Annotated in this window: 20 protein-coding genes; 5 read left to right on the top strand and 15 right to left on the bottom strand. The window is 68.3% G+C overall.

Annotation, left to right across the window (positions count from 1 at the left end; translation table 11 throughout):
* The first annotated feature begins 96 nt into the window (after positions 1-96).
* Together AC07Y4_RS20125 and ureG are read left to right on the top strand one after the other, a co-directional pair.
* A complete protein-coding gene (locus AC07Y4_RS20125) occupies positions 97-768 on the top strand; it encodes an urease accessory protein UreF (protein WP_495274954.1) in 672 nt (223 codons plus the stop codon).
* Between the two features lie 21 nt (positions 769-789).
* Positions 790-1,440: an urease accessory protein UreG gene (ureG, locus tag AC07Y4_RS20120; protein ID WP_095949388.1), complete on the top strand. Its 651-nt coding sequence runs from the start codon at positions 790-792 to the stop codon at positions 1,438-1,440.
* Positions 1,441-1,467: 27 nt separating this feature from the next.
* Here ureG and AC07Y4_RS20115 read toward each other — a convergent pair whose 3' ends face one another.
* Positions 1,468-2,346, bottom strand: coding sequence for a pirin family protein (locus AC07Y4_RS20115; RefSeq protein WP_095949389.1), 879 nt, complete (start codon positions 2,344-2,346; stop codon positions 1,468-1,470).
* A gap of 150 nt (positions 2,347-2,496) precedes the next feature.
* Here AC07Y4_RS20115 and AC07Y4_RS20110 point away from each other — a divergent pair, with 150 nt between their 5' ends.
* Entirely contained in the window at positions 2,497-3,453 is a 957-nt protein-coding gene (locus AC07Y4_RS20110) for a LysR family transcriptional regulator (RefSeq protein ID WP_095949390.1), read from the top strand.
* On the opposite strand, the gene AC07Y4_RS20105 is transcribed toward AC07Y4_RS20110, so the two are convergent.
* The 3 genes from AC07Y4_RS20105 to AC07Y4_RS20095 all read right to left on the bottom strand — a co-directional run bounded on the left by AC07Y4_RS20105 (position 3,442) and on the right by AC07Y4_RS20095 (position 6,646).
* A complete protein-coding gene (locus AC07Y4_RS20105; protein WP_095949391.1) occupies positions 3,442-4,050 on the bottom strand; it encodes a sensor histidine kinase in 609 nt (202 codons plus the stop codon). The genes AC07Y4_RS20110 and AC07Y4_RS20105 overlap by 12 nt on opposite strands.
* 269 nt (positions 4,051-4,319) lie before the next feature.
* On the bottom strand, positions 4,320-5,480 hold the full coding sequence (locus AC07Y4_RS20100) for a porin (RefSeq protein WP_095949392.1): 1,161 nt from the start codon (positions 5,478-5,480) through the stop codon (positions 4,320-4,322).
* 158 nt (positions 5,481-5,638) lie between these two features.
* Entirely contained in the window at positions 5,639-6,646 is a 1,008-nt protein-coding gene (locus AC07Y4_RS20095; RefSeq protein ID WP_495274953.1) for a bile acid:sodium symporter family protein, read from the bottom strand.
* Between the two features lie 70 nt (positions 6,647-6,716).
* Here AC07Y4_RS20095 and AC07Y4_RS20090 point away from each other — a divergent pair, with 70 nt between their 5' ends.
* Positions 6,717-7,643, top strand: coding sequence for a LysR family transcriptional regulator (locus tag AC07Y4_RS20090; RefSeq protein ID WP_495274952.1), 927 nt, complete (start codon positions 6,717-6,719; stop codon positions 7,641-7,643).
* Here the strand turns inward: AC07Y4_RS20090 and AC07Y4_RS20085 are convergent.
* Together AC07Y4_RS20085 and AC07Y4_RS20080 are read right to left on the bottom strand one after the other, a co-directional pair.
* Positions 7,603-8,025, bottom strand: a complete 423-nt coding sequence (locus tag AC07Y4_RS20085; RefSeq protein WP_495274951.1) for a response regulator — start codon at positions 8,023-8,025, stop codon at positions 7,603-7,605. The genes AC07Y4_RS20090 and AC07Y4_RS20085 overlap by 41 nt on opposite strands.
* A 102-nt stretch (positions 8,026-8,127) precedes the next feature.
* The gene (locus AC07Y4_RS20080; protein ID WP_495260851.1) at positions 8,128-9,114 is read right to left on the bottom strand and encodes a quinone oxidoreductase family protein; all 987 of its coding nucleotides are present in this window, start codon (positions 9,112-9,114) and stop codon (positions 8,128-8,130) included.
* Positions 9,115-9,224: 110 nt separating this feature from the next.
* Between AC07Y4_RS20080 and AC07Y4_RS20075 the strand changes: the two genes are divergently transcribed.
* Positions 9,225-10,136 (top strand): DMT family transporter, encoded by a 912-nt coding sequence (locus AC07Y4_RS20075; protein ID WP_495274950.1) that lies wholly within the window; start codon positions 9,225-9,227, stop codon positions 10,134-10,136.
* Positions 10,137-10,155: 19 nt separating this feature from the next.
* Here AC07Y4_RS20075 and AC07Y4_RS20070 read toward each other — a convergent pair whose 3' ends face one another.
* The 9 genes from AC07Y4_RS20070 to AC07Y4_RS20030 form a co-directional block, all read right to left on the bottom strand.
* Positions 10,156-10,947 carry an SDR family oxidoreductase gene (locus AC07Y4_RS20070; RefSeq protein ID WP_062479426.1) on the bottom strand — a complete coding sequence of 264 codons (792 nt, stop codon included), beginning with the start codon at positions 10,945-10,947 and terminating at the stop codon, positions 10,156-10,158.
* Between the two features lie 43 nt (positions 10,948-10,990).
* Positions 10,991-11,944, bottom strand: coding sequence for a DMT family transporter (locus AC07Y4_RS20065; RefSeq protein ID WP_070063637.1), 954 nt, complete (start codon positions 11,942-11,944; stop codon positions 10,991-10,993).
* Positions 11,945-11,965: 21 nt separating this feature from the next.
* Positions 11,966-13,579, bottom strand: coding sequence for a gamma-glutamyltransferase family protein (locus AC07Y4_RS20060; RefSeq protein WP_495274949.1), 1,614 nt, complete (start codon positions 13,577-13,579; stop codon positions 11,966-11,968).
* Between the two features lie 15 nt (positions 13,580-13,594).
* Positions 13,595-14,566: a tripartite tricarboxylate transporter substrate binding protein gene (locus AC07Y4_RS20055; protein ID WP_495274948.1), complete on the bottom strand. Its 972-nt coding sequence runs from the start codon at positions 14,564-14,566 to the stop codon at positions 13,595-13,597.
* Positions 14,567-14,768: 202 nt separating this feature from the next.
* Positions 14,769-16,280 carry a tripartite tricarboxylate transporter permease gene (locus AC07Y4_RS20050; protein ID WP_095743889.1) on the bottom strand — a complete coding sequence of 504 codons (1,512 nt, stop codon included), beginning with the start codon at positions 16,278-16,280 and terminating at the stop codon, positions 14,769-14,771.
* Between the two features lie 19 nt (positions 16,281-16,299).
* Positions 16,300-16,788 (bottom strand): tripartite tricarboxylate transporter TctB family protein, encoded by a 489-nt coding sequence (locus AC07Y4_RS20045; protein ID WP_095949399.1) that lies wholly within the window; start codon positions 16,786-16,788, stop codon positions 16,300-16,302.
* 135 nt (positions 16,789-16,923) lie between these two features.
* The gene (tfpB, locus tag AC07Y4_RS20040) at positions 16,924-18,714 is read right to left on the bottom strand and encodes a type IV pilus assembly ATPase TfpB (protein ID WP_495274947.1); all 1,791 of its coding nucleotides are present in this window, start codon (positions 18,712-18,714) and stop codon (positions 16,924-16,926) included.
* Positions 18,715-18,732: 18 nt separating this feature from the next.
* A complete protein-coding gene (locus AC07Y4_RS20035; RefSeq protein WP_495274946.1) occupies positions 18,733-19,515 on the bottom strand; it encodes a class I SAM-dependent methyltransferase in 783 nt (260 codons plus the stop codon).
* Positions 19,515-20,057 carry a DNA-deoxyinosine glycosylase gene (locus AC07Y4_RS20030; protein ID WP_495274945.1) on the bottom strand — a complete coding sequence of 181 codons (543 nt, stop codon included), beginning with the start codon at positions 20,055-20,057 and terminating at the stop codon, positions 19,515-19,517. The genes AC07Y4_RS20035 and AC07Y4_RS20030 overlap by 1 nt, the downstream gene beginning before the upstream one ends.
* Between the last annotated feature and the right edge of the window lie 35 nt (positions 20,058-20,092).

The following is a 20,092-nucleotide window of genomic DNA, read 5'->3' as shown; positions in this document are numbered from 1 at the left end:
AGCGAAATCAAGGAGGAGGGGCGAAGCCCCGGGGGACATTCGCGGAGGGAAGTACCCGGTGGCCTGCGCACGCGCCCTGAACCACTGCGCAAAAAAATGCCGCCCCCGCACAGCCTCCTCCAGCTCATCTGGCTCGCCTCCCCCGCCCTGCCTGTGGGAGGCTTCTCGTACTCCGAAGGCGTCGAGGCCGCGGTCGAATGGGCCGGCATCCATTCCGAAGCCAGCGCCACCGAGTGGCTCTCCGACCAGCTGCACCTGAGCTTCGCGCGCGGCGACCTCGCCCTGGCCGCCCAGGCGATCACTGCCTGGCGCGCGAACGACGCACAACGCATACGCACCCTCAACGACTGGGTGCTGCACACCCGCGAATCCGCCGAGTTCTTCCTGCAGACCGAGCAGATGGGCCGCTCCTTCGTCGAGTGGCTGAAGCTGCACCATGCCGACACGGCCGAGGTCTTCGCCGGCCTGCCCGCGACCTACCCCGTGGCCTTCGCGTTCGCCGCCAGCCGCACCGAAGCCACCGTGCAGGACGGCTGCCTGGCGTTCGCCTTCGGCTGGGCCGAGAACATGGTGGCCGCCGCCGTCAAGGCCGTGCCGCTGGGCCAGAGCGCGGGCCAGCGCATCCTGGCGCGGCTGGCGAACGAAATCCCTGCGGCCGTCGAGCGCGCGATGCAACTGAGCGACGACGAGCGCCAGGCCTTCGCGCCCCTGCTGGCGGTGTTGTCGGCCCGCCATGAAACACAATATTCCCGCCTCTTCCGAAGCTGACCGAACCGGATCTTTTCGCCCATGACCTCCGCCCTGCACCACATCCCGAATCGCACCAAGAAGCTCCCGCCGCTGCGCGTGGGCATCGGCGGCCCCGTCGGCTCGGGCAAGACCACCCTGCTCGAAATGCTCTGCAAGGCGATGCGCGACAAGTACGACCTGGTCGCCATCACCAACGACATCTACACCAAGGAAGACCAGCGCCTGCTCACCGTGGCCGGCGCGCTGCCGGCCGAGCGCATCATGGGCGTGGAAACCGGCGGCTGCCCGCACACCGCGATCCGCGAAGACGCCTCGATCAACCTCGAGGCCATCGATCGCATGCTCGAAGACTTTCCCGATGCCGACATCGTGTTCGTCGAATCGGGCGGCGACAACCTGGCCGCCACCTTCAGCCCCGAGCTGTCGGACCTCACCATCTACGTGATCGACGTGGCGGCCGGCGAAAAGATCCCGCGCAAAGGCGGCCCCGGCATCACCAAGAGCGACCTGTTCGTCATCAACAAGACCGACCTCGCACCCTACGTGGGCGCGAACCTCGACGTGATGGAACAGGACACCCAGCGCATGCGCCGCCAGCGCCCCTACGTGATGACCAACCTCAAGACACTCACGGGCGTCGCCGAGGTGGTCGCCTTCATCGAAACACGGGGCATGCTCACCGCCGCCTGATTCTTCAACCAGGGCGGCGGCGGCCGCTCAGTGCGCCACGGCCTCCGGCATCTGCCCGAACTTCCCGCTGCCGAAGTCCTTCATCGCCTGCACGATCTCGTCGCGCGTGTTCATCACGAACGGGCCGTGGCCGACGATGGGTTCGTCGATCGGTTCGCCGCTGAGCAGCAGCACCACCGCGTCGTTGTTGGCGTCCAGCGTGAGCGCATCGCCCGCGCGGTCGAGCAGCACCATCTGCGCGTCGCGCACGACCGTCTCGCCGTTCACCTGCACCGTGCCGCGCAGCACCACCACCGCGGCCGTGTGGCCTTCGGGCACCGGCAGCGTCACCTGCGCGCCCTGGTTCAGGCGCAGGTCCCACACGTCGATGGGCGTGAAGGTGCGGGCCGGCCCCTTGTGGCCGAGGTAGTCGCCCGCGATCACCCGCACGCTGCCCGCGCCTTCGGGCAGCGGCACCGACGGAATCTGCGCATCCACGATGGCCTGGTAGCCGGGCGCGGCCATCTTGTCCTTGGCGGGCAGGTTGACCCACAGCTGCACCATCTCGAGCTCGCCGCCGTCGCGCGTGAACGCTTCGGAATGGAACTCCTCGTGCAGGATGCCCGCGCCGGCGGTCATCCATTGCACGTCACCGGGGCCGATGGTGCCGCCCTGCCCGGTCGAGTCGCGGTGCGACACCTCGCCCTTGTAGACGATGGTCACGGTCTCGAAGCCGCGGTGCGGGTGCTGGCCCACGCCGCGCGGCTGCGTGGTCGGCGTGAACCGGGCCGGACCGGCGTAGTCCAGCAGCAAAAAGGGGCTGGCGTGGCGGCCCAGCGTGTCGTAGCTGAACAGCGAGCGCACGGGAAAACCGTCGCCCACCCAGTGCGGGCGCGGTGCGCTGTAGGTGCCGAGGATCTTCTTCATGGTCTGTGTTCCTTTCCATCTGGCGGCTCGCCCGGAACGGGAAAGCCATGGATCAAGGATGGGGCCGCAACGATGCTTTGAGTAGATGCCAGAATTCGCCCTCATCGTTCCATCTGGCGAACGATCAACGGCACGGAGGGCCCCCCAGCCATGCGCGACCTGAACGATCTCTACTACTACGCCCAGGTGGTCGACCACGGCGGCTTTGCCCCGGCCGGCCGCGCCCTGAGCGTGCCCAAGTCGAGCCTGAGCCGGCGCATCGCGCTGCTCGAGGAGCGGCTGGGCGTGCGCTTGATCCAGCGCTCCACGCGCCGCTTCAGCGTCACCGACATCGGCCGCCAGTACTACGAGCACTGCGTGGCCATGCTGGTCGAGGCCGACGCCGCGCAGGAGGCCATCGACCGCCTGCAGGCCCAGCCGCAGGGGCTGGTGCGGCTGTCGTGCCCGCCGGCGCTGGTGTACTACCAGGTGGCCGAGATGCTCGCCCGCTTCATGACCGAGTGCCCGCGCGTGACCGTGCAGCTGGAAAGCACCAACCGCCGCGTCGACGTGATCCGCGAAGGCTTCGACCTCGCGCTGCGCGTGCGCTTTCCGCCGCTCGAGGACACCGACCTCGTGATGAAGGTGCTGGGCCACAGCACGCAGCGGCTGGTGGCCCACCCGCGCCTGCTCGAAGGCCTCACGGCGCCGGCCAGCCCCGCCGACATCGGCCTGCTGCCCAGCCTGGACCTCGGCCCGGCCCAGCCGCACCACACCTGGTCGCTCGAAGGCCCCGACGGCGCGAGCGCCGAGGTGCGCCACCAGCCCCGCCTGGTGACCGACGACATGGCCGCGCTGCGGCATGCCGCCCTGCAGGGCGTGGGCGTGGCCAAGATGCCGACGATGATGGTGCGCGACGACCTGCAGGCCGGCCGCCTGGTCGACGCGCTGCCGCAATGGGCGCCGCGCAGCGGCATCGTGCACGCGGTGTTCCCTTCGCGCCGCGGCCTGCTGCCGTCGGTGCGCAAGCTGGTGGACTTCCTGGCGGTGGAGTACGAGGCGCTCGAGGCCCTTGAACTTTCGGGCGTATCGGCCGCGCCGGCGCCGACGCGCACTTCAGTCGACTGATCCGGCGGCCACCGCCGGCGCGTACAGCGGCAGGCGCAGCGTCAGCCCGAGCACGCCGCCATCGTCCGGTGCCGAATAGATGCGCCCGCCGTGGCGCCCCGCGATGCGTTCGCAGATGCGCGCACTGGCCAGCGAGGCGGCGTCGAGGGCGTCGAAGAAGCGCGCCAGCGGCGGGCGTTCGCTGTCTGCGTCGAGGTCGCGCCAGTGAACGACGGCCTGCGTGCCTTCGATGCGTGCGCGCACCTGCAGCGTCGCGCCCGCGGCCATCACGCGCGCGGCATGCGCGGCCACCTTGGCCAGCAGCTCGCGCAGCTCCGACGGGATGCCGAACACCGGCACCGCTTCCGCAGGCAGGTCCACATCGAAGCGCAGCGCCGCTGCATCGCCAGGCTCGGCGCCGAGCAACGGCCGCAGGTCCTGCACGCGGCTGTCCGCCAGTTGCTGTCGCTGTTGCGTGCGGGCCTGCTGCGCGAGGCCACGAGCGTGCACGGCCGCGCGGGCGTTGGCGACGAACAGCGCGCCCATCAGCGCGAGCACGCCGGCCAGGCCGAGGCCGATGAGCGTGGCAATGACCAGGCCTAGTGAACTGCCGTACACGGTCGACAGTCCTCAGCGCGTTTCAGGAAAGGCCGGCCGCGCGCAGCCGCTCGGAGCCTCGCAGCGTGGCGGGGGCCCCTCGCGAAACCCCGGCGGTGGCCCGGGCGGAAAAAGAGGCGGCGGCAGCACGATGCAGCCCGACAGGCCGAGCGCTGCCAGCACGCCTGCGAGGTGATGAAGTCGGATCATGTGAATCGATGCATGACTGGTTCGACGGCAGGGCCCGTTCGCGTGCACCGGCAATGCCGCCGCACGCGAACGGGGGCCGGTCAGAACGCGTGGCGGATGCCGAAGTCGTAGCCCGTCGACGAACGCGGCAGGCCCGTGTAGCCCACGCCCGTGCTGCCATAGCCCGTGGTGCTCGCGGCCGTGAGGCTGCCCGTGTAGTTCGCGTCGTTGCGGTTGCTCACGCGCGCCACGGTGGCGTACAGCGCGGTGCGCTTGGACAGGTTGTGCACGTAGCCGATCGCGAGCTTGTTCGCGCGCGGGTCGTCGCCCGTGACGCCGACCGCGCCTTCGTTGTAGCGCACGGTCGAGTACGACGCGCGGATCAGGCCCGCGCCCACCGGCATGCTCGCGCCGATCAGGTAGCCGTTGTAGCTGTCGTGGCTGTTGCCCAGCGCCGCGAGGTCGAACTTGTTCTTCACGTTCGACAGCTCGCCGAACAGCTTGACCGGGCCGAAGTCGTACGACGCGCCGAGGTTGATGGTCTGCACCTTGCGCGTGAGCGTGGTGGTGTCGACCGCCACGTTCTGGCCCACCGCCAGTGCGATGTCCAGCGGCCCGTTCGCATAGCCGAAACGCCCGCCGACATAACGCCCGGCACTGCTGCTGGTGGCGGCCGTGGTGTCGGTCGCGCTGGTCTTCGTGTTCTCGTTCAGGCTGTACTGCAGCTGGCCGTAGAAGCCGCCGAGGTTGGGCGGCAGGAAGTAGCCGACCATGTTGCTGGCGCGCACGTAGTTCGTGTTGCCCAGCGCGGTGCTGCCGCTCACCGTGTTGATCACGCTCGAGCCCGAGCCGTTGGTGCCGAACGGGTCGAACACCGTGTCGTTCCAGAACGTGGCCGTGTAGTCGCGGCCCAGCCGCACTTCGCCGAAGCCGCCCGACAGGCTGACGGTGGAACGGCGGTTGAAGTTGGCGATGCCGGTGGCGCCGTCGTCGTTGCTGATCGGCGCTTCGAGCCAGAAGCTGGCGGCGAGCCCGCCGCCCAGGTCTTCCGTGCCGCGAAAGCCGATGCGGCTGGAGTTGTAGCCCGAGTTGGCCAGGCTCCATTGGCTCTGCTTGCTGGTGGTGCCCGTGACGGGGTTGCGCGAGGTGGCGCTCTGGTAGCTCACGCCGGCATCGACGACGCCGAACAGGGTGACCGACGATTGGGCAGAGGCCAGGCCGGTGACGGCCAGCGCGGCGAGTGCCGTGAGGGATTTCTTCATTCAGGTTTCTCCGGGGTTTTCAGCTGCTCTTCATCGAGCCGCTGACCGGATGGTCCTGTTCAAAATTGGAGGAATCTGGTGGACGCCAGCCCTCCCCTCGCGGGTGTTGTTTTGCGTTCACGCGCCGGCCGGTGCGCGAACGCTCGGCGCCGGGCAGGCTACTCGGCCGTACGCAGCGCAGGCGCCGGGGACGTCGCCGCGCGCCGCGCATAACGCTGCGCCAGCACCGCACACACCATGAGCTGCATCTGGTGGAACAGCATCAGCGGCAGCACGATCGCGCCGACGGCGTGCGAGGCGAACAGCACCTTGGCCATCGGAATCCCGCTCGCCAGGCTCTTCTTCGAGCCGCAGAAGACGATGGTGATCTCGTCCTCGATGTTGAAGCCGAAGCGCCGCGCCATGAAGGTCGTCAGGCCCAGCGCCAGCGCCAGCAGCACGCCGCACACCAGCAGCAGGCCCAGCAGCGCGCTCACGGGAATCTGCTTCCAGAGCCCTTCGATCACTGCCGCGCTGAAGGCCGTGTAGACCACCAGCAGGATCGAGCCCTGGTCCACGAACTTCAGCACCGCGGCGCGCTTCTGGATCCACTTGCCGATCAACGGACGCGACAGGTGACCGATGACGAACGGCACCAGCAGCTGCAGCAGGATGCGCCCGATCGCGTCGAGCGACGACGACGACGCCACCGCGCCGCCTTCAGGCAGCACCACCAGGCTCACCAGCACCGGCGTGATGAACACGCCCAGCAGCGTCGAGGCCGAGGCGCTGCAGATGGCGGCCGGCATGTTCCCCCGCGCCATCGCAGTGAAAGCAATCGCCGACTGCACCGTGGCCGGTAGCACGCACAGGAACAGCACGCCCGTGTACAGCTGCGGCGTCACCAGCGGCCCCAGCACAGGCCGCAGCGCGAGCCCGAGCACCGGGAACAGGATGAAGGTGCAGGCGAACACCAGCAGGTGCAGCCGCCAATGCATGATGCCCGCGAGGATCGCCTCGCGCGACAGCTTGGCGCCGTGCAGGAAGAACAGCAGCCCGATCGCGACCGTGGTCAGGCCTTCGAAGAAATGCGCCACGCGGCCGCTGGCGGGCAGCAGGCTGGCCAGGGTGACGACCGCGACGAGCGTGAGCGTGAAGTTGTCGGGGAGAAAGCGTGAACGTGCCATGCCCTGCATTGGACCTTCCGGCCATTCAAAAGAGAAATGGATTTATCGGATGGATATATGATTTGAGCGCATGAACGTCACGCTGCGCCAACTCCGCGTCTTCCGCTCGGTGGCCGAGGGCCGCAACTTCAGCCGTGCCGGCGACCAGGTGGGCCTGAGCCAGCCGGCGGTGAGCCGGTCGATCTCGGAGCTCGAAGCCCAGCTCGGCCTCAAGCTGCTGGACCGCACCACGCGCGAGGTGGTGCTGACCGAAGCCGGCCACTCGTTCGCGGCCCGGCTCGACCGCGTGCTCGACGAACTCGACCAGACCCTGCAGGACGTGGCCGGCCTGGCCAGCGCGCGCGGCGGCAAGGTGCGCGTGGCCAGCAGCCCCACGCTCTCGGCCAACCTCATGCCCGACTGCATCGCGGCCTGCGCGGTGCAGGCGCCGGGCATCCAGTTCCTGCTGCTCGACCGCATCCAGCAGGACGTGCTGGACAGCGTGCGCAGCGGCGAAGTCGATTTCGGCGTGGTGATCGAGCCCTCCGAGGCCGACGACCTGCACTGCGAGTCGATCCTCAACGACCCCTTCATGGTGGTCACGCTGCCCGGCCACCGGCTGACGGAAAAAAAGGCCTCGGTGAACTGGTCGGCGCTCGACGGCCAGCCGCTGGTGCTGCTCGACCACGCCTCGGGCAGCCGTCGCCTCATCGACCAGGCGCTGGAGCGGCACGGCGCGCGCTGCGACGTGAAGCAGCAGCTGGGCCATGCGACCACCGTGTTCCGCATGGTCGAGGCCGGCATCGGCATCAGCGTGATGCCGGGCCTGTCGTTGCCGCCCGAGGGGCTGGCGCGGCTGGTGGTGCGCCCGCTGGTGCCCAACGTGCAGCGCGCGATCATGCTGATCCGGCGCCGCAACCGCGAGCTGTCGCCGCTGGCGCAGCGGGTCTGGCGCATGGTGCGCGAGACGGCGGCGCTCAGTGAGGCGACAGCGGCCCCGCCGACGAAGGCGCGCTGAAGAAGCGCTCCTGCCGCTGGCGCACACAGAAGTCGATCAGCTCCTCGACCTCGGTGGCCTTGTCGAACACGGCGTCGGCGCCGAGCTGCGCGCACTTGCGGCGCGTCTCGGGCGTGGCGTGGTTGCTCAGCACCACCATCTTCTGCCTCGGGTCGCGGTTGCGGCAGGCCTCGAGCACGCTGAAGCCCGTGCCGTCGCCCAAAAACAGATCGACGATGGCCAGGTCCCACAGCGCCGGGTTGCGCGTGAGCCAGCGCGTGCCCTCCGCCTCCGATTCGGCCTGGCCGACCGGATCGATGCGCGCCATTTCGCGCAGCGTGCCCGCCAGGCTGGCGCGCTGCGCGGGGTTGTCTTCGACGATGAAGGCGCGGACGGTGGTCATGGCGGGCTCTGCGGAAGGGACAAATGCAGGCTACAAATTGCGCCCGCCACAAGTCGAAGGTGTGACACCCCACCACGCGTAGGACATCACCCGCCGCCAGCCTCAGAGCGTGAGGATGGTGCAGCCCGTGGTCTTGCGCGCCTCGAGGTCGCGGTGCGCCTGCTGCACGTCGGCCAGGGCGTAGCGCTGGTCGATCGGGATCTTCACCGCGCCGCTTTGCACCACGGCGAACAGGTCGTCGGCCATGGCCTGCGTGCGCTCGCGCGTGGCGATGTGCGTGAACAGCGTCGGGCGCGTCACGTAGAGCGAGCCCTTCGAGGCCAGCAGGCCGAGGTTGACCGGCGGCACCGGGCCCGAGCCGTTGCCGAAGATCGCCAGCAGGCCGAAGGGGCGCAGGCTGTCGACGGAGCCTTCGAAGGTGTCCTTGCCCACCGAGTCGTACACCACCTTCACGCCCTGGCCGCCGGTGATCTCCTTCACGCGCGCCGCGAAGTTCTCGGTGCTGTAGTTGATGGCGTGCGCCGCGCCGTGCGCCAGCGCGAGCTTGCACTTGGCATCGCTGCCGGCCGTGCCGATGAGCTGCAGGCCGAGCGCCTTGGCCCACTGGCAGGCGATGAGGCCGACACCGCCGGCCGCCGCATGGAACAGCACGAAGTCGCCGGGCTGCAGGCCTTCGGCGGGCAGCGTCTTCTTCAGCAGGTACTGCGCGGTGAGGCCCTTGAGCATCATGGCCGCGCCGGTCTCGAAGGAGATGTCGTCGGGCAGCTTGCACACGCACTTGGCAGGCATCACGCGCAGCTCGCAATAGGCGCCGGGCGGTTGGCTCGCGTAGGCGGCGCGGTCGCCGGCCTTCAGGTGCGTCACGCCCTCGCCCACCGCCTCGACGATGCCCGAGGCTTCCATGCCCAGCTGCAGCGGCATCTGGAACGGGTACAGGCCCGTGCGCTGGTAGGTGTCGATGAAGTTCAGGCCCACGGCCTTGTGGCGGATGCGGATCTCGCCGGGGCCGGGCTCGCCCACCTCGACCTCGACGACCTTCAGTTCCTCGGGACCGCCATGGCGGTCGATACGGACGGCTTTGCTCAACATCGTTGCTGTCTCCACGCAGGGGGAAAAAAGAATGGGACGGGCATCGTGCCACGTTTGCCTTTTTCTCGACGCGGCACGGTCTCCGTGCGGGCCCGGTAGAGTCGGCGGCCATGTCGTCCGCATCGCACCACCGCCTCACGCCCCTCACCGCCCTGCTCCTCACCGTGCCGCCGCTGCTGTGGGCCGGCAACGCGGTGGTCGGCCGGCTGGTGCGTGCACTGGTGTCGCCGCTGACGCTGAACTTCGTGCGCTGGGTGATCGCGTTCGTGCTGCTGCTGCCGCTGGCGGCCTGGGTGCTGCGCCGCGACAGCCCGCTGTGGGCGCACTGGCAGCGCTACGCACTGCTGGGCCTGCTGGGCATCGGCCTGTACAACGCCTTCCAGTACCTGGCGCTGCAGACCTCCACGCCGATCAACGTCACGCTGGTGGGCTCCAGCCTGCCGCTGTGGATGCTGGCCGTGGGCACGCTGTGCTTCGGCGCGCGCGTCAGCCGGCGCGCGCTGGGCGGCGCGCTGCTGTCGATGCTGGGCGTGCTGCTGGTCTTGAGCCGCGGCGAGTGGCAGCAGCTGCTCGCGCTGCGGCTGGTGCCGGGCGACCTGTACATGATCGCGGGCACCATCGCCTGGGCCTTCTACAGCTGGCTGCTGGCGCGCACGCACGAGCCCACCAACGTGCGCAGCGACTGGGCTGCCTTCCTGATGGCACAGCTGGTGTTCGGTGTCGCGTGGTCGGGCGCGCTGGCCACCGGCGAATGGACACTGACCGACGCCCACATCGACCTGGGCTGGCCGCTCATTGCGGCGATGCTGTTCATCGGCATCGGCCCCGCCGTGCTGGCCTACCGCTGCTGGGGCACCGGCGTGCAACGCGCGGGCCCGCAGGCGGCGAGCATCTTCATGAACCTCACGCCGCTGTTCGCGGCCGTGCTGTCAGCGGCCTTCCTCGGCGAGGCGCCGTACTGGTACCACGGCGCCGCCTTCGTGCTGATCGTGGGCGGAATCGTGGTGTCGTCGCGGCGCTGAGCGCGCGCCGCTGCGTCGATCAGTAAGTGCCCGGGTAGGCGCCGCCGTCTGCCAGCACGTTCTGGCCGGTCATGTAGCCGGCCTGCATGCTGCACAGGAACGCGCAGATCGCGCCAAATTCCGCCGGGTTGCCGAAGCGCTTGGCCGGAATGTTCTTCTTGCGCGCTTCCCACACGGTGTCGAAGTCCTGGCCCGACTTCTGCGCCGCGCCGGCCATCGTGCCCTTGAGGCGGTCGGTCTCGAAGGAGCCCGGCAGCAGGTTGTTGATGGTCACGCCCTGCGCCGCCACCGACGTGCGCGCCACGCCGGCCACGAAGCCCGTGAGGCCGCTGCGCGCGCCGTTCGACAGGCCCAGGATGTCGATCGGCGACTTCACCGAGCTCGACGTGATGTTCACGATGCGACCGAAGCCGCGCTTGGCCATGCCGTCCACCGTGGCCTTGATGAGCTCGATGGGCGTGAGCATGTTGGCATCGACCGCCTTGATCCACGCCTCGCGGTCCCAGTTGCGGAAGTCGCCGGGCGGCGGGCCGCCGGCGTTGGTGACGACGATGTCGAAGTCGTGGCCCAGCGCGAACACGGCCGCGCGGCCGGCTTCGGTGGTGATGTCGGCCGCCACGTGCTTGACGAAGGGGCCCGAGGGTCCGGCCACCGCCACCAGCTGCTTCGCAGCCGCGTCGAGCGCCTCGGCACCGCGCGCCACGATCACCACGTTGACGCCCTCGCGCACCAGCGCCTCGGCGCAGCCGTAGCCCAACCCCTTGCTCGCGCCGCACACCAGTGCGGTCCTGCCTGCAATGCCCAGATCCATGTGTTTGCTCCAGTCGATCGATCGATCGATGTTGCAAGGACGGCTAACGCCCCTTGCGTGTGAAAACGAAGATGCCCGCGATGACGAGCACCGTGCCGGCCGCGATCCACGCGGTGAACGGCTCACCCAGTATGACCACCCCCATGAGGATGGTCGACAGGGGCCCGATCATGCCGGTTTGCGCCGCAATGGCGGGGCCGATGCGTTCGATGGCCATCATCACCATGAGGACAGGCACCGCGGTGCAGAGCGTGGCGTTGAGCACCGACAGCCAGATCACCTCGGGCGCCACCGCCATCGCCGCGCTCATCGGCCGCGTGAGCACGAACTGCAGGATGCACAGCACACAGGCGACGGTGGTCGCCAGCCCCACGAGCCGCAGCGACCCCAGCCGCTTGACGAACTCGCCGCTGTACACGAGGTAGCCCGCATAGCTCACCGCGCTCAGGAACACGAGGAACGCGCCCCACGCGGCCGCGCCGCCGCCCTTGCCGTCGCCGCCGGTCCACAGCTCGTGGCCGAACACCAGCAGCACGCCGGCATAACTCACGACCATGCCGAACACCTGCGGGCGCGTCGGGCGGCGCCGGTACAGCAGCCAGCCGAAGAACAGCACCAGCGTGGGGTTGAGGTACAGGATCAGCCGCTCGAAGCTGGCCGAGATGTAAGCCAGCCCGGCAAAGTCGAGAAAGCTCGCGAGGTAGTAGCCCGAGAAGCCGAGCCCCAAGATGCCGAGCCAGTCGCGCGTCGTGAGCGCGGGCTTGCCGCGCCCGGCCCACCACGCCATCAGCGCGAACAACGGCAGCGCGAAGAGCATGCGCAGCATGATGAGCGTGATGGCGTCGACGCCGTAGCGGTACGCCAGCTTGACGATGATGGCCTTGCCGCTGAACGCGATGGCGCCCAGCGTGGCAAGGACGAGGCCGGTGGCGTAGCCCTTGCGGGCGGCCTCGTGTCCGTGCGGGGGAATGCCGACCGATGCGGCTGTCTTGTTCATCCCCCGATCATCCCTTGATCCTCAGTAGCCTGCAGCGAGGCCGTCGCGGCGCGGGTCGCTCGCGGCCACGTAGCCTTCGACCGAAGGCTCGCCCGCGCGCCAGATGAACTGGCCGGCGCCGAAGTCCTGGTAGGAGTCGTTGATCACCTCGAGGTGGTGACCCAGGTCGCGCAGCCCTTGCAACGTATTGGCATTCATCGCGGCCTCGACGTTGATCTCGAGCCCCGCGTTGAAGCGCCAGCGCGGCGCATCGCACGCGGCCTGCGGGTTCTGGCCGTAGTCGAGCATGCGCACCAGCGTCTGCATGTGGCCCTGCGGCTGCATGTTGCCGCCCATCACGCCGAAGCTCATCACCGGCTGGCCGTCCTTGGTGAGGAAGGCCGGGATGATGGTGTGGAACGGGCGCTTGCCCGGTGCCACCACGTTCGGGCTCTCGGCCTTGAGACTGAAGCCGTGGCCGCGGTTCTGCAGGCTGATGCCGAACTCGGGTTCCACGCAGCCCGAGCCGAAGCCCATGTAGTTGCTCTGGATGAAGCTCACCATCATGCCGCGCTCGTCCGCGGCCGTGAGGTAGATGGTGCCGCCCTTGACGGGGTTGCCGGCCTTGAAGTCCTGCGCCTTGTTCACGTCGATGAGTCTCGCACGCGAAGCCAGGTAGGCGTCATCGAGCATTTGCGCGGGGGTCACCGTCATCGACGATGGCTCCGACACGTAGCGGTACACGTCGGCGAAGGCCAGCTTCATGGCTTCGATCTGCAGGTGCTGCGACTGCACCGAGTCGACCGGCAGCGAAGCGATGTCGAACTTCTCGAGGATGCCCAGCGCGATCAGCGCCGCGATGCCCTGGCCGTTCGGCGGGATCTCGTGCAGCGTGTGGCCGCGGTAGTCGCGCGAGATGGGCTTGACCCACTCGGGCTGGTAGGCCGCCATGTCGGCCACGGTGAGCGCGCCGCCCTGTTCTTGCGAGAACTTGGCGATGGCCTCGGCGATCTCGCCGTTGTAGTAGGCCTCGCCCTTGGTGCGGGCGATGGCCTTGAGCGCGCGGGCCGCCGCGGTGAAGCGGAACAACTCGCCGACCTCGGGCGCGCGGCCCCAGGGCAGGAAGGCCTGCGCGAAGCCGGGCTGCGACTGCAGGATCGGCGTGGCCGCCGCCCACTTGCCCTGCACCACCGGCGGCACGAGGTAGCCGCGCTCGGCGATGTCGATGGCGGGTGCCATCAGGTCGGCGAAAGGCAGCTTGCCGAAACGGTCGCTCATCGCGACCCAGCCGCGCACCGCGCCCGGCACCGTGACCGAGTCGATGCCGCGCATCGGCGGCGTGGCAGCGTCGGCGCCGTACTTGGCCTTGAAGTACTCGGGCGTCCATGCCTTCGGCGCGGGGCCCGAGGCGTTCAGGCCGTGCAGCTCCTTGCCGTCCCACAGGATGCAGAAGGCGTCGCTGCCCAGGCCGTTGCTCACGGGCTCGACCAGCGTCATCACGGCGGCCGTGGCAATGGCCGCATCGACCGCGTTGCCGCCCTGCTGCAGGATGCGCAGGCCGGCCTGCGCGGCCAGCGGGTGCGAGGTCGCGACCACGTTGCGTGCGAAGACCGGGAGGCGGGTCGAGAGGTAGGGATTGTTGAAGTCGAAGTTCATGTCGGCGTGCTCTCGTTAGTCATTCGTGATCTTGCGATCGACGACGATCTTTTTCCACTTGGCGGCGTCAACGGCCACCATCTTTGCGAACTGCTCGGGCGTGCCCGCGTTCGCCGGCTCGATGCCCAGGCGGGCGAGCTTGTCCTTCAGTTCCGGATCGGCCAGCGCCTCGTTGGCGGCCTTGTTCACGCGCGCCACGATGTCGGCCGGCAGCCCCTTCGGGCCGTAGAAGCCGAACCAGGTGGTCGACTCGAAGCCGGGCAGCGTGTCGGCGATGGGCGGCAACTCGGGCGCGAGCGGGCTGCGCTTGAGCGAGGTCACGCCCAGCGCGCGCAGCCGGCCGTCGCGCACGTGCGGCATGCCGGTGGGCAGCGAGTCGAACAGCACGTCGACCTTGCCGCTGATGAGGTCGGGCACCGCCAGCGCCGTGCCGCGGTAGGGAATGTGCGTGACGAACACGCCGGCCTGCGCCTTGAACAGCTCCGCCGTGAGCTGCACGATGGTGCCGTTGCCGCTCGATGCGTAGTTGAGCTTGCCGGGGTTCTTCCTGGCGTTGTCGATCCATTCGCGCACCGTCTTGGCGGGCGTGTTGACCGGCACCAGCATGATGCTCGGCGCGTCGCCCACGTGGGCGATGGGCGTGAAGTCGCGCACCGTGTCGTAGGGCAGCTTGGGCGTGATGGCCGGGCCGATGGCGTGCGTGCTCGTGGTCGCGAGCAGCAGCGTGTAGCCGTCGGGCGGCGCCTTGGCCGCGAGATCGGAACCGATCGCACCGCCCGCGCCGGGCTTGTTGTCGACCACCAGCGTGGCGCCGAGTTTCTCGCCCATCTTCTGGCCCAGCGTGCGGGCGAAGAGGTCGGTGGCGCCGGCCGCCGGGAACGGCACGATCAGGCGGATGGGCCGGTTCGGGTAGTTCTGGGCCAGTGCGGGCACCGCGGCCAGCACCAGCGCAGCCGCGGCAAGCGCGGCGCGGGTGGTTCGTTTCATGGAATTCATTGTGTCCGAGGTGGTGTGTCGGGAGCGCGCCTTGTCCGACGTGGCCGCAGGATTGGACACGCGGGGCATTGAAAAGGGAAATGGATTTATCGGATAGATATATGAATCCGGCGCATCAATCGTGCCACTGCGAAGCCCCAACGAAAAACGGCGCCCGAGGGCGCCGTTTGTGCGTTCAGAGAAAGCCCGTCGATCAGTCTTCGACGAAAGCCTCTTCGCGCTTCGATTTCACCGCGGGCAGCAGCACGATGATCAGCAGCAGCGCCGCGGCGATCAGCAGCCCGGCCGAGATCGGGCGCGTGACGAACACGCTCCAGTCGCCGCGCGACAGCAGCAGCGAACGGCGCAGGTTCTCTTCCATCATCGGGCCCAGGATAAAGCCCAGCAGCAAGGGTGCGGGTTCGCAGCCGAGCTTGAAGAAGGCGTAGCCGATGAAGCCGAACACGCCCACCATCCAGATATCCCAGGTGTTGTTGTTGGTCGAGTACACGCCGATGGCGCAGAACAGCACGATCGCCGGGAACAGGAACTTGTAGGGCACCGACAGCAGCTTGATCCACATGCCGATCAGCGGCAGGTTCAGGATCACCAGCATCGCATTGCCGAGCCACATCGAGGCGATCAGGCCCCAGAACAGCTCGGGGTTGCTGGTCATGACCTGCGGACCCGGCTGGATGTTGTGGATCGTCATCGCACCGACCATCAGCGCCATCACGGCGTTGGGCGGAATGCCCAGCGTCAGCAGCGGAATGAAGGAGGTCTGCGCGCCGGCGTTGTTGGCGGCTTCAGGCGCGGCCACGCCGCGGATGTTGCCCTTGCCGAAGGGCACTTCGCCCGGATGCAGCTTGGTCTTCTTCTCGATGGTGTAGGCCGCGAAAGCCGACAGCAGCGCACCGCCACCGGGCAGGATGCCCAGCGACGAACCCAGCGCGGTGCCGCGCAGCACGGCGGGCAGCATGCGCTTGAAGTCTTCCTTGGTCGGGAACAGGCCCGAGACCTTGGCGGTGAACACTTCGCGCTCTTCGTCCGGACGCGACAGGTTGGCGATGATTTCGCCGTAACCGAACACGCCCATGGCGATGGCCACGAAGCCGATGCCGTCGGTGAGTTCAGGCACGTCGAAGCTGAAGCGCGCGACACCCGAGTTCACGTCGGTACCGACCAGGCCCAGCAGCAGGCCCAGCACGATCATCGCGATCGCCTTGAGCAGCGAACCCGATGCCAGCACCACGGCACCGATCAGGCCCAGGATCATCAGCGAGAAGTATTCGGCTGGGCCGAACTTGAAGGCCAGCTCGGTCAGCGGCGGTGCGAAGGCGGCAAGAATGAGCGTGCCGACGCAACCTGCGAAGAACGAGCCCAGGCCGGCCGCGGCGAGCGCCGGACCTGCACGGCCCTTGCGTGCCATCTGGTAGCCGTCGATCACGGTCACCACCGACGACGATTCGCCCGGCAGGTTCACCAGAATCGCGGTGGTCGAGCCACCGTATTGCGCGCCGTAGTAGATACCAGCCAGCATGATCAGCGCCGACACGGGCGGCAGCGCGTACGTGGCGGGCAGCAGCATCGCGATGGTCGCGACCGGGCCGATGCCCGGCAGCACGCCGATCAGCGTGCCCAGAATACAGCCGACGAGGCAGTACAGCAGATTCGTGAAGGTGAAGGCAACGCCAAAACCCAGCGAGAGGTGTTCAAACAGTTCCATGTGAGCAGCTTTCTTCGTCTCAACCGGTGATGAAGGTCGGCCAGACCTGGATCTGCAGCTTGAGCGCCCAGATGAAGGCCACATAGCTGCCAACGGCCAGGATGGTGGCCAGGATCAGCACGGTCGGCAGCTTGAACTCGTGGCCGGCGAGGCTGGCGATGATCACGAGCGCGTAGATCGCGATGATCATGCCCATGGCCGGCACGCCGATGCTCGGCAGGCCGCCGAGCAGCACGCCGAAGGCGAGGTTGGCGCCCAGGATGAACACCACTTGCTTCCAGGCCCACTTGCCGATTTTTTCGCCATCGGTCGTTTCAACGGTGAGCCCGCTGAACATGATGCCCAGGCCGATCAGCGCCATCAGGATGCCCAGCATGAGCGGGAAGTAACCCGGACCCATGCGGGCGCCGCTGCCCACGCTGTAGGTGGTGGCGCCCCATGCGAACGCCACGCCCACGACGGTGAACATCAGTCCCGAGAAAAAGTCTTTCTGACTTTTGATTTTCACGAACAGTCTCCTCGAACAATTTCGATGCGGGATTGTCGAGTCAGCCTCCGGTCAGGCCGATGTGGATTCCACTAACCGAAGGGGTAGGGATAACCCGAAATGACTCATGCCTCGTCAGACCCGAGGCACCTGTTTCTACTCGAGAGGAGGCGTTGCGCTGAGCACTTCCTCGATGGTCGTCACGCCTTCGGCCACGCGCAGCGCACCGGCCAGGCGCAGCGGCCGCATGCCGTCGATCACGGCCTGGCGCCGCAGGCCCGTGAGGTTGGGTTCCTTGGTGACCTGGTCCTTGAACGGCTCGGTCACGCTCAGCAGTTCGTACAGGCCCATGCGGCCCATGTAGCCGGTCATGCGGCAATCGACGCAGCCCACGGGCTTGTAGGCACGCACCGGACCGGTGATCTGCCACGGCTTGACGATGGCCTCGAGGCTCTCGCGCGTGACTGCGTCGTCGGGCTGCTTGCAATGCGGGCACAGCGTGCGCACGAGGCGCTGCGCGAGCACGCCCAGCATCACGGCGGTGATGAGGTACGAGGGCACGCCCAGTTCCATCATCCGCGTGATGGCGCTGGGCGCATCGTTGGTGTGCAGCGTGCTGAACACGAGGTGGCCGGTGAGCGCGGCCTGCACCGCCATCTCGGCGGTGGCGAGGTCGCGGATTTCGCCGACCATGATGATGTCCGGGTCCTGCCGCATGAGCGCGCGCAGGCCCTCGGTGAAACCGAAGTCGAGCTGCGGCTGCACCTGCGTCTGGTTGAACGAGGGCTCGATCATTTCGATCGGGTCTTCGACCGTGCTCACGTTGACCTCTTCGGTCGCCACGCGCTTGAGCGTGGAGTACAGCGTGGTGGTCTTGCCCGAGCCCGTGGGCCCGGTCACCAGGATGATGCCGTTGGGCCGCGTGACCAGCTGCTCCCAGCGCTGCGCGTCGTGCTGCGCGAAGCCCAGCGCGTCGAGGTCCTTCACCGCGGTGTCAGGGTCGAAGATGCGCATCACCATCTTCTCGCCGAAGGCGGTCGGCAAGGTCGACAGGCGCATTTCGATTTCGTCGCCGCGCATGTTGCGGGTCTTGATGCGGCCGTCGAGCGGGCGGCGCTTTTCGACCACGTCCATGCGGCCCAGCAGCTTGATGCGCGCGACCATCGCGTTCATCACGCCCATGGGCATCTGGTAGGCGGGGTGCAGGATGCCGTCGATGCGAAAACGGATCACGCCCTGCTCGCGGCGCGGCTCCAGGTGGATGTCGCTGGCGCGCTGGTCGAAGGCGTACTGCCACAGCCAGTCGACCACCTGCACCACGCTCTGGTCGTTGGCGTCGAGCTGCTTGTTGCTCTTGCCCAGCTCGACCAGCTGCTCGAAGCTCGCGCCGCCGGTGTTGCCGCCGGCCTTCTGCGCGGCGCGCACCGACTTGGCGAGCGCGAAGAACTCGGCCGTGTAGCGCTGGATGTCCGACGGGTTGGCCACCACGCGGCGCACGGTGCGCTTGGACTGGCGCTCGACCTCGGCGATCCAGTCGGTGAGAAAGGGCTCGGCCGTGGCCACCACCACCTCGTTCGGCAGCACCTGCACGGGCAGCACCTTGTGGCGCTCGGCGTAGCCGGCGCTCATGGTGTCGGCCACCTTGCCCACGTCGACCTTGAGCGGATCGATGCGCAGGTAGGCCAGGCCGGCGCGGCCGGCGAGCCACTGCGTGAGCGCCTCGAGGTCGAGCGGCTTGCCGTCGGCCTCGCGCGTCATGGCCACGTTGGCCAGACGCACCAGCGGCGCCTGCCGGCTCTCGGCCTGGGCGCAGCGCGCGATGGTTCGCTTGGCCTCCATCGGCGAGATCACGCCGTCGGTGGCGAGCCATTCGATCAGGCGACGCAGGTCGAGCGGACCTTCGTGGCGGGCAGCGGAGGCGGAAGCGGCGGCGGGTACAGCGCTCATGAACCGGAGGTCAGGTGATCAGGTGGTGAGGGAAAGCGTCATCGGCTTGAACACCCGCAGCCATTTCGGCGCGGGCAGGCCCCAGCGAGTCTGGATGGTTTGGGCGCGCTCGGCAAGCACCTCGCGCTTCGGGCGCGACGCCGTGCGCTGGGCCAGCACCACCGTGTTGCCTTCGCGCGTCGGCTTGAAGGCCCAGACCGCGTCGGCGCCGAAAGCGGCGGCGATTTTCTCGAGGCTGCGCTCGTAGCTCGACGAGCGGCCGAAGAGGTTGACCGTCATGCAGCCGTCTTCGGTGAGCAGCGCGCGGCAGTCGGCATAGAAGTCCTCGCTGTCGAGCACCGGCGCGGCGGCCTCGTGGTCGTACAGGTCGACCTGCAGCGCGTCGACCGTGCCCTGCCATTCGGGCTTGCGGATTTCCTCGGCCGCATCGGCGATCACCACGCGCAGCTTCAGGTCGTCGGCCGGCAGCTTGAACCAGCCGCGGCAGGCCGACACCACCTGCGGGTTCAGCTCGATCGCGGTGGTGCGCATGCGCAGCGTCTTGCGGCTGAACTTGGTGAGCGTGGCCGCGCCCAGGCCCAGCTGCATCGCGTGGCGGTTGCCCACGCCCTTGCTGTCGACGAACAGCAGCCAGGCCATCATGCGCTGCACGTACTCGAGCTCGATCTCGAAGGGGGCGTCGAGCTTCATCGAGCCCTGGACCCATTCGGTGCCCAGGTGCAGGTAGCGGATGTCGCCCCAGTCGGAAAAATTGACTTCGGGCAGGACGAGGGTTTTCTTGGAAGAAGCGGAAGAAGCCATCAGAGAAGGTTGTGGGCAACGAAGACCTCGCGCCAGGCCGCGAGCTTGCGCTCGAAGGACCACGACGCGTTGGCGGGGCTGGTGGAGGGCAGCGAATACACCGGCACCCCGAGGGTGCGCGTGTGGCGTGCGTGCTTGAAGCTCTCGCCGCCGTTGTGGGCGATGGCGGCGAGCTTCGGCAGTTGCAGGCCGGCGATGTCGTTCACGACCGGCGAGCGGATCGCGGTGTCGAGGCTGCCCTCGCGCTCGCAGGCGCCGTACACGTCCCACACGCCGAGGCCGCGATCGAGCAGCCAGTCGCAGCGCGCGCGGTAGCTGTCTGCGCCCGTCGGAAGCAGGGGGTCGGGCCAGAGGGCTTGCAAGATCTTCCAGAACTGATTTTGGGGATGCGCATAGTACTGCTGCCGCTCGAGCGACTTGACGCCCGGAAAGCTGCCGAGGATGAGCACACGTGTGTTCGGCGAGACGATGGGCGCAAGGCCGGTCAGCACCGCGGCGGCGCTGGCGGCGACGGTCGGGGACGGGACGGCGGTCGGTTTCATGGGCGGTATCTTGGCATTGCCACGCGGCGTGCCTG

The sequence above is a fragment of the Variovorax sp. GW460-12-1-14-LB1 genome (assembly GCF_059423605.1).
This window is presented reverse-complemented; position numbering and strand designations above follow the sequence as displayed.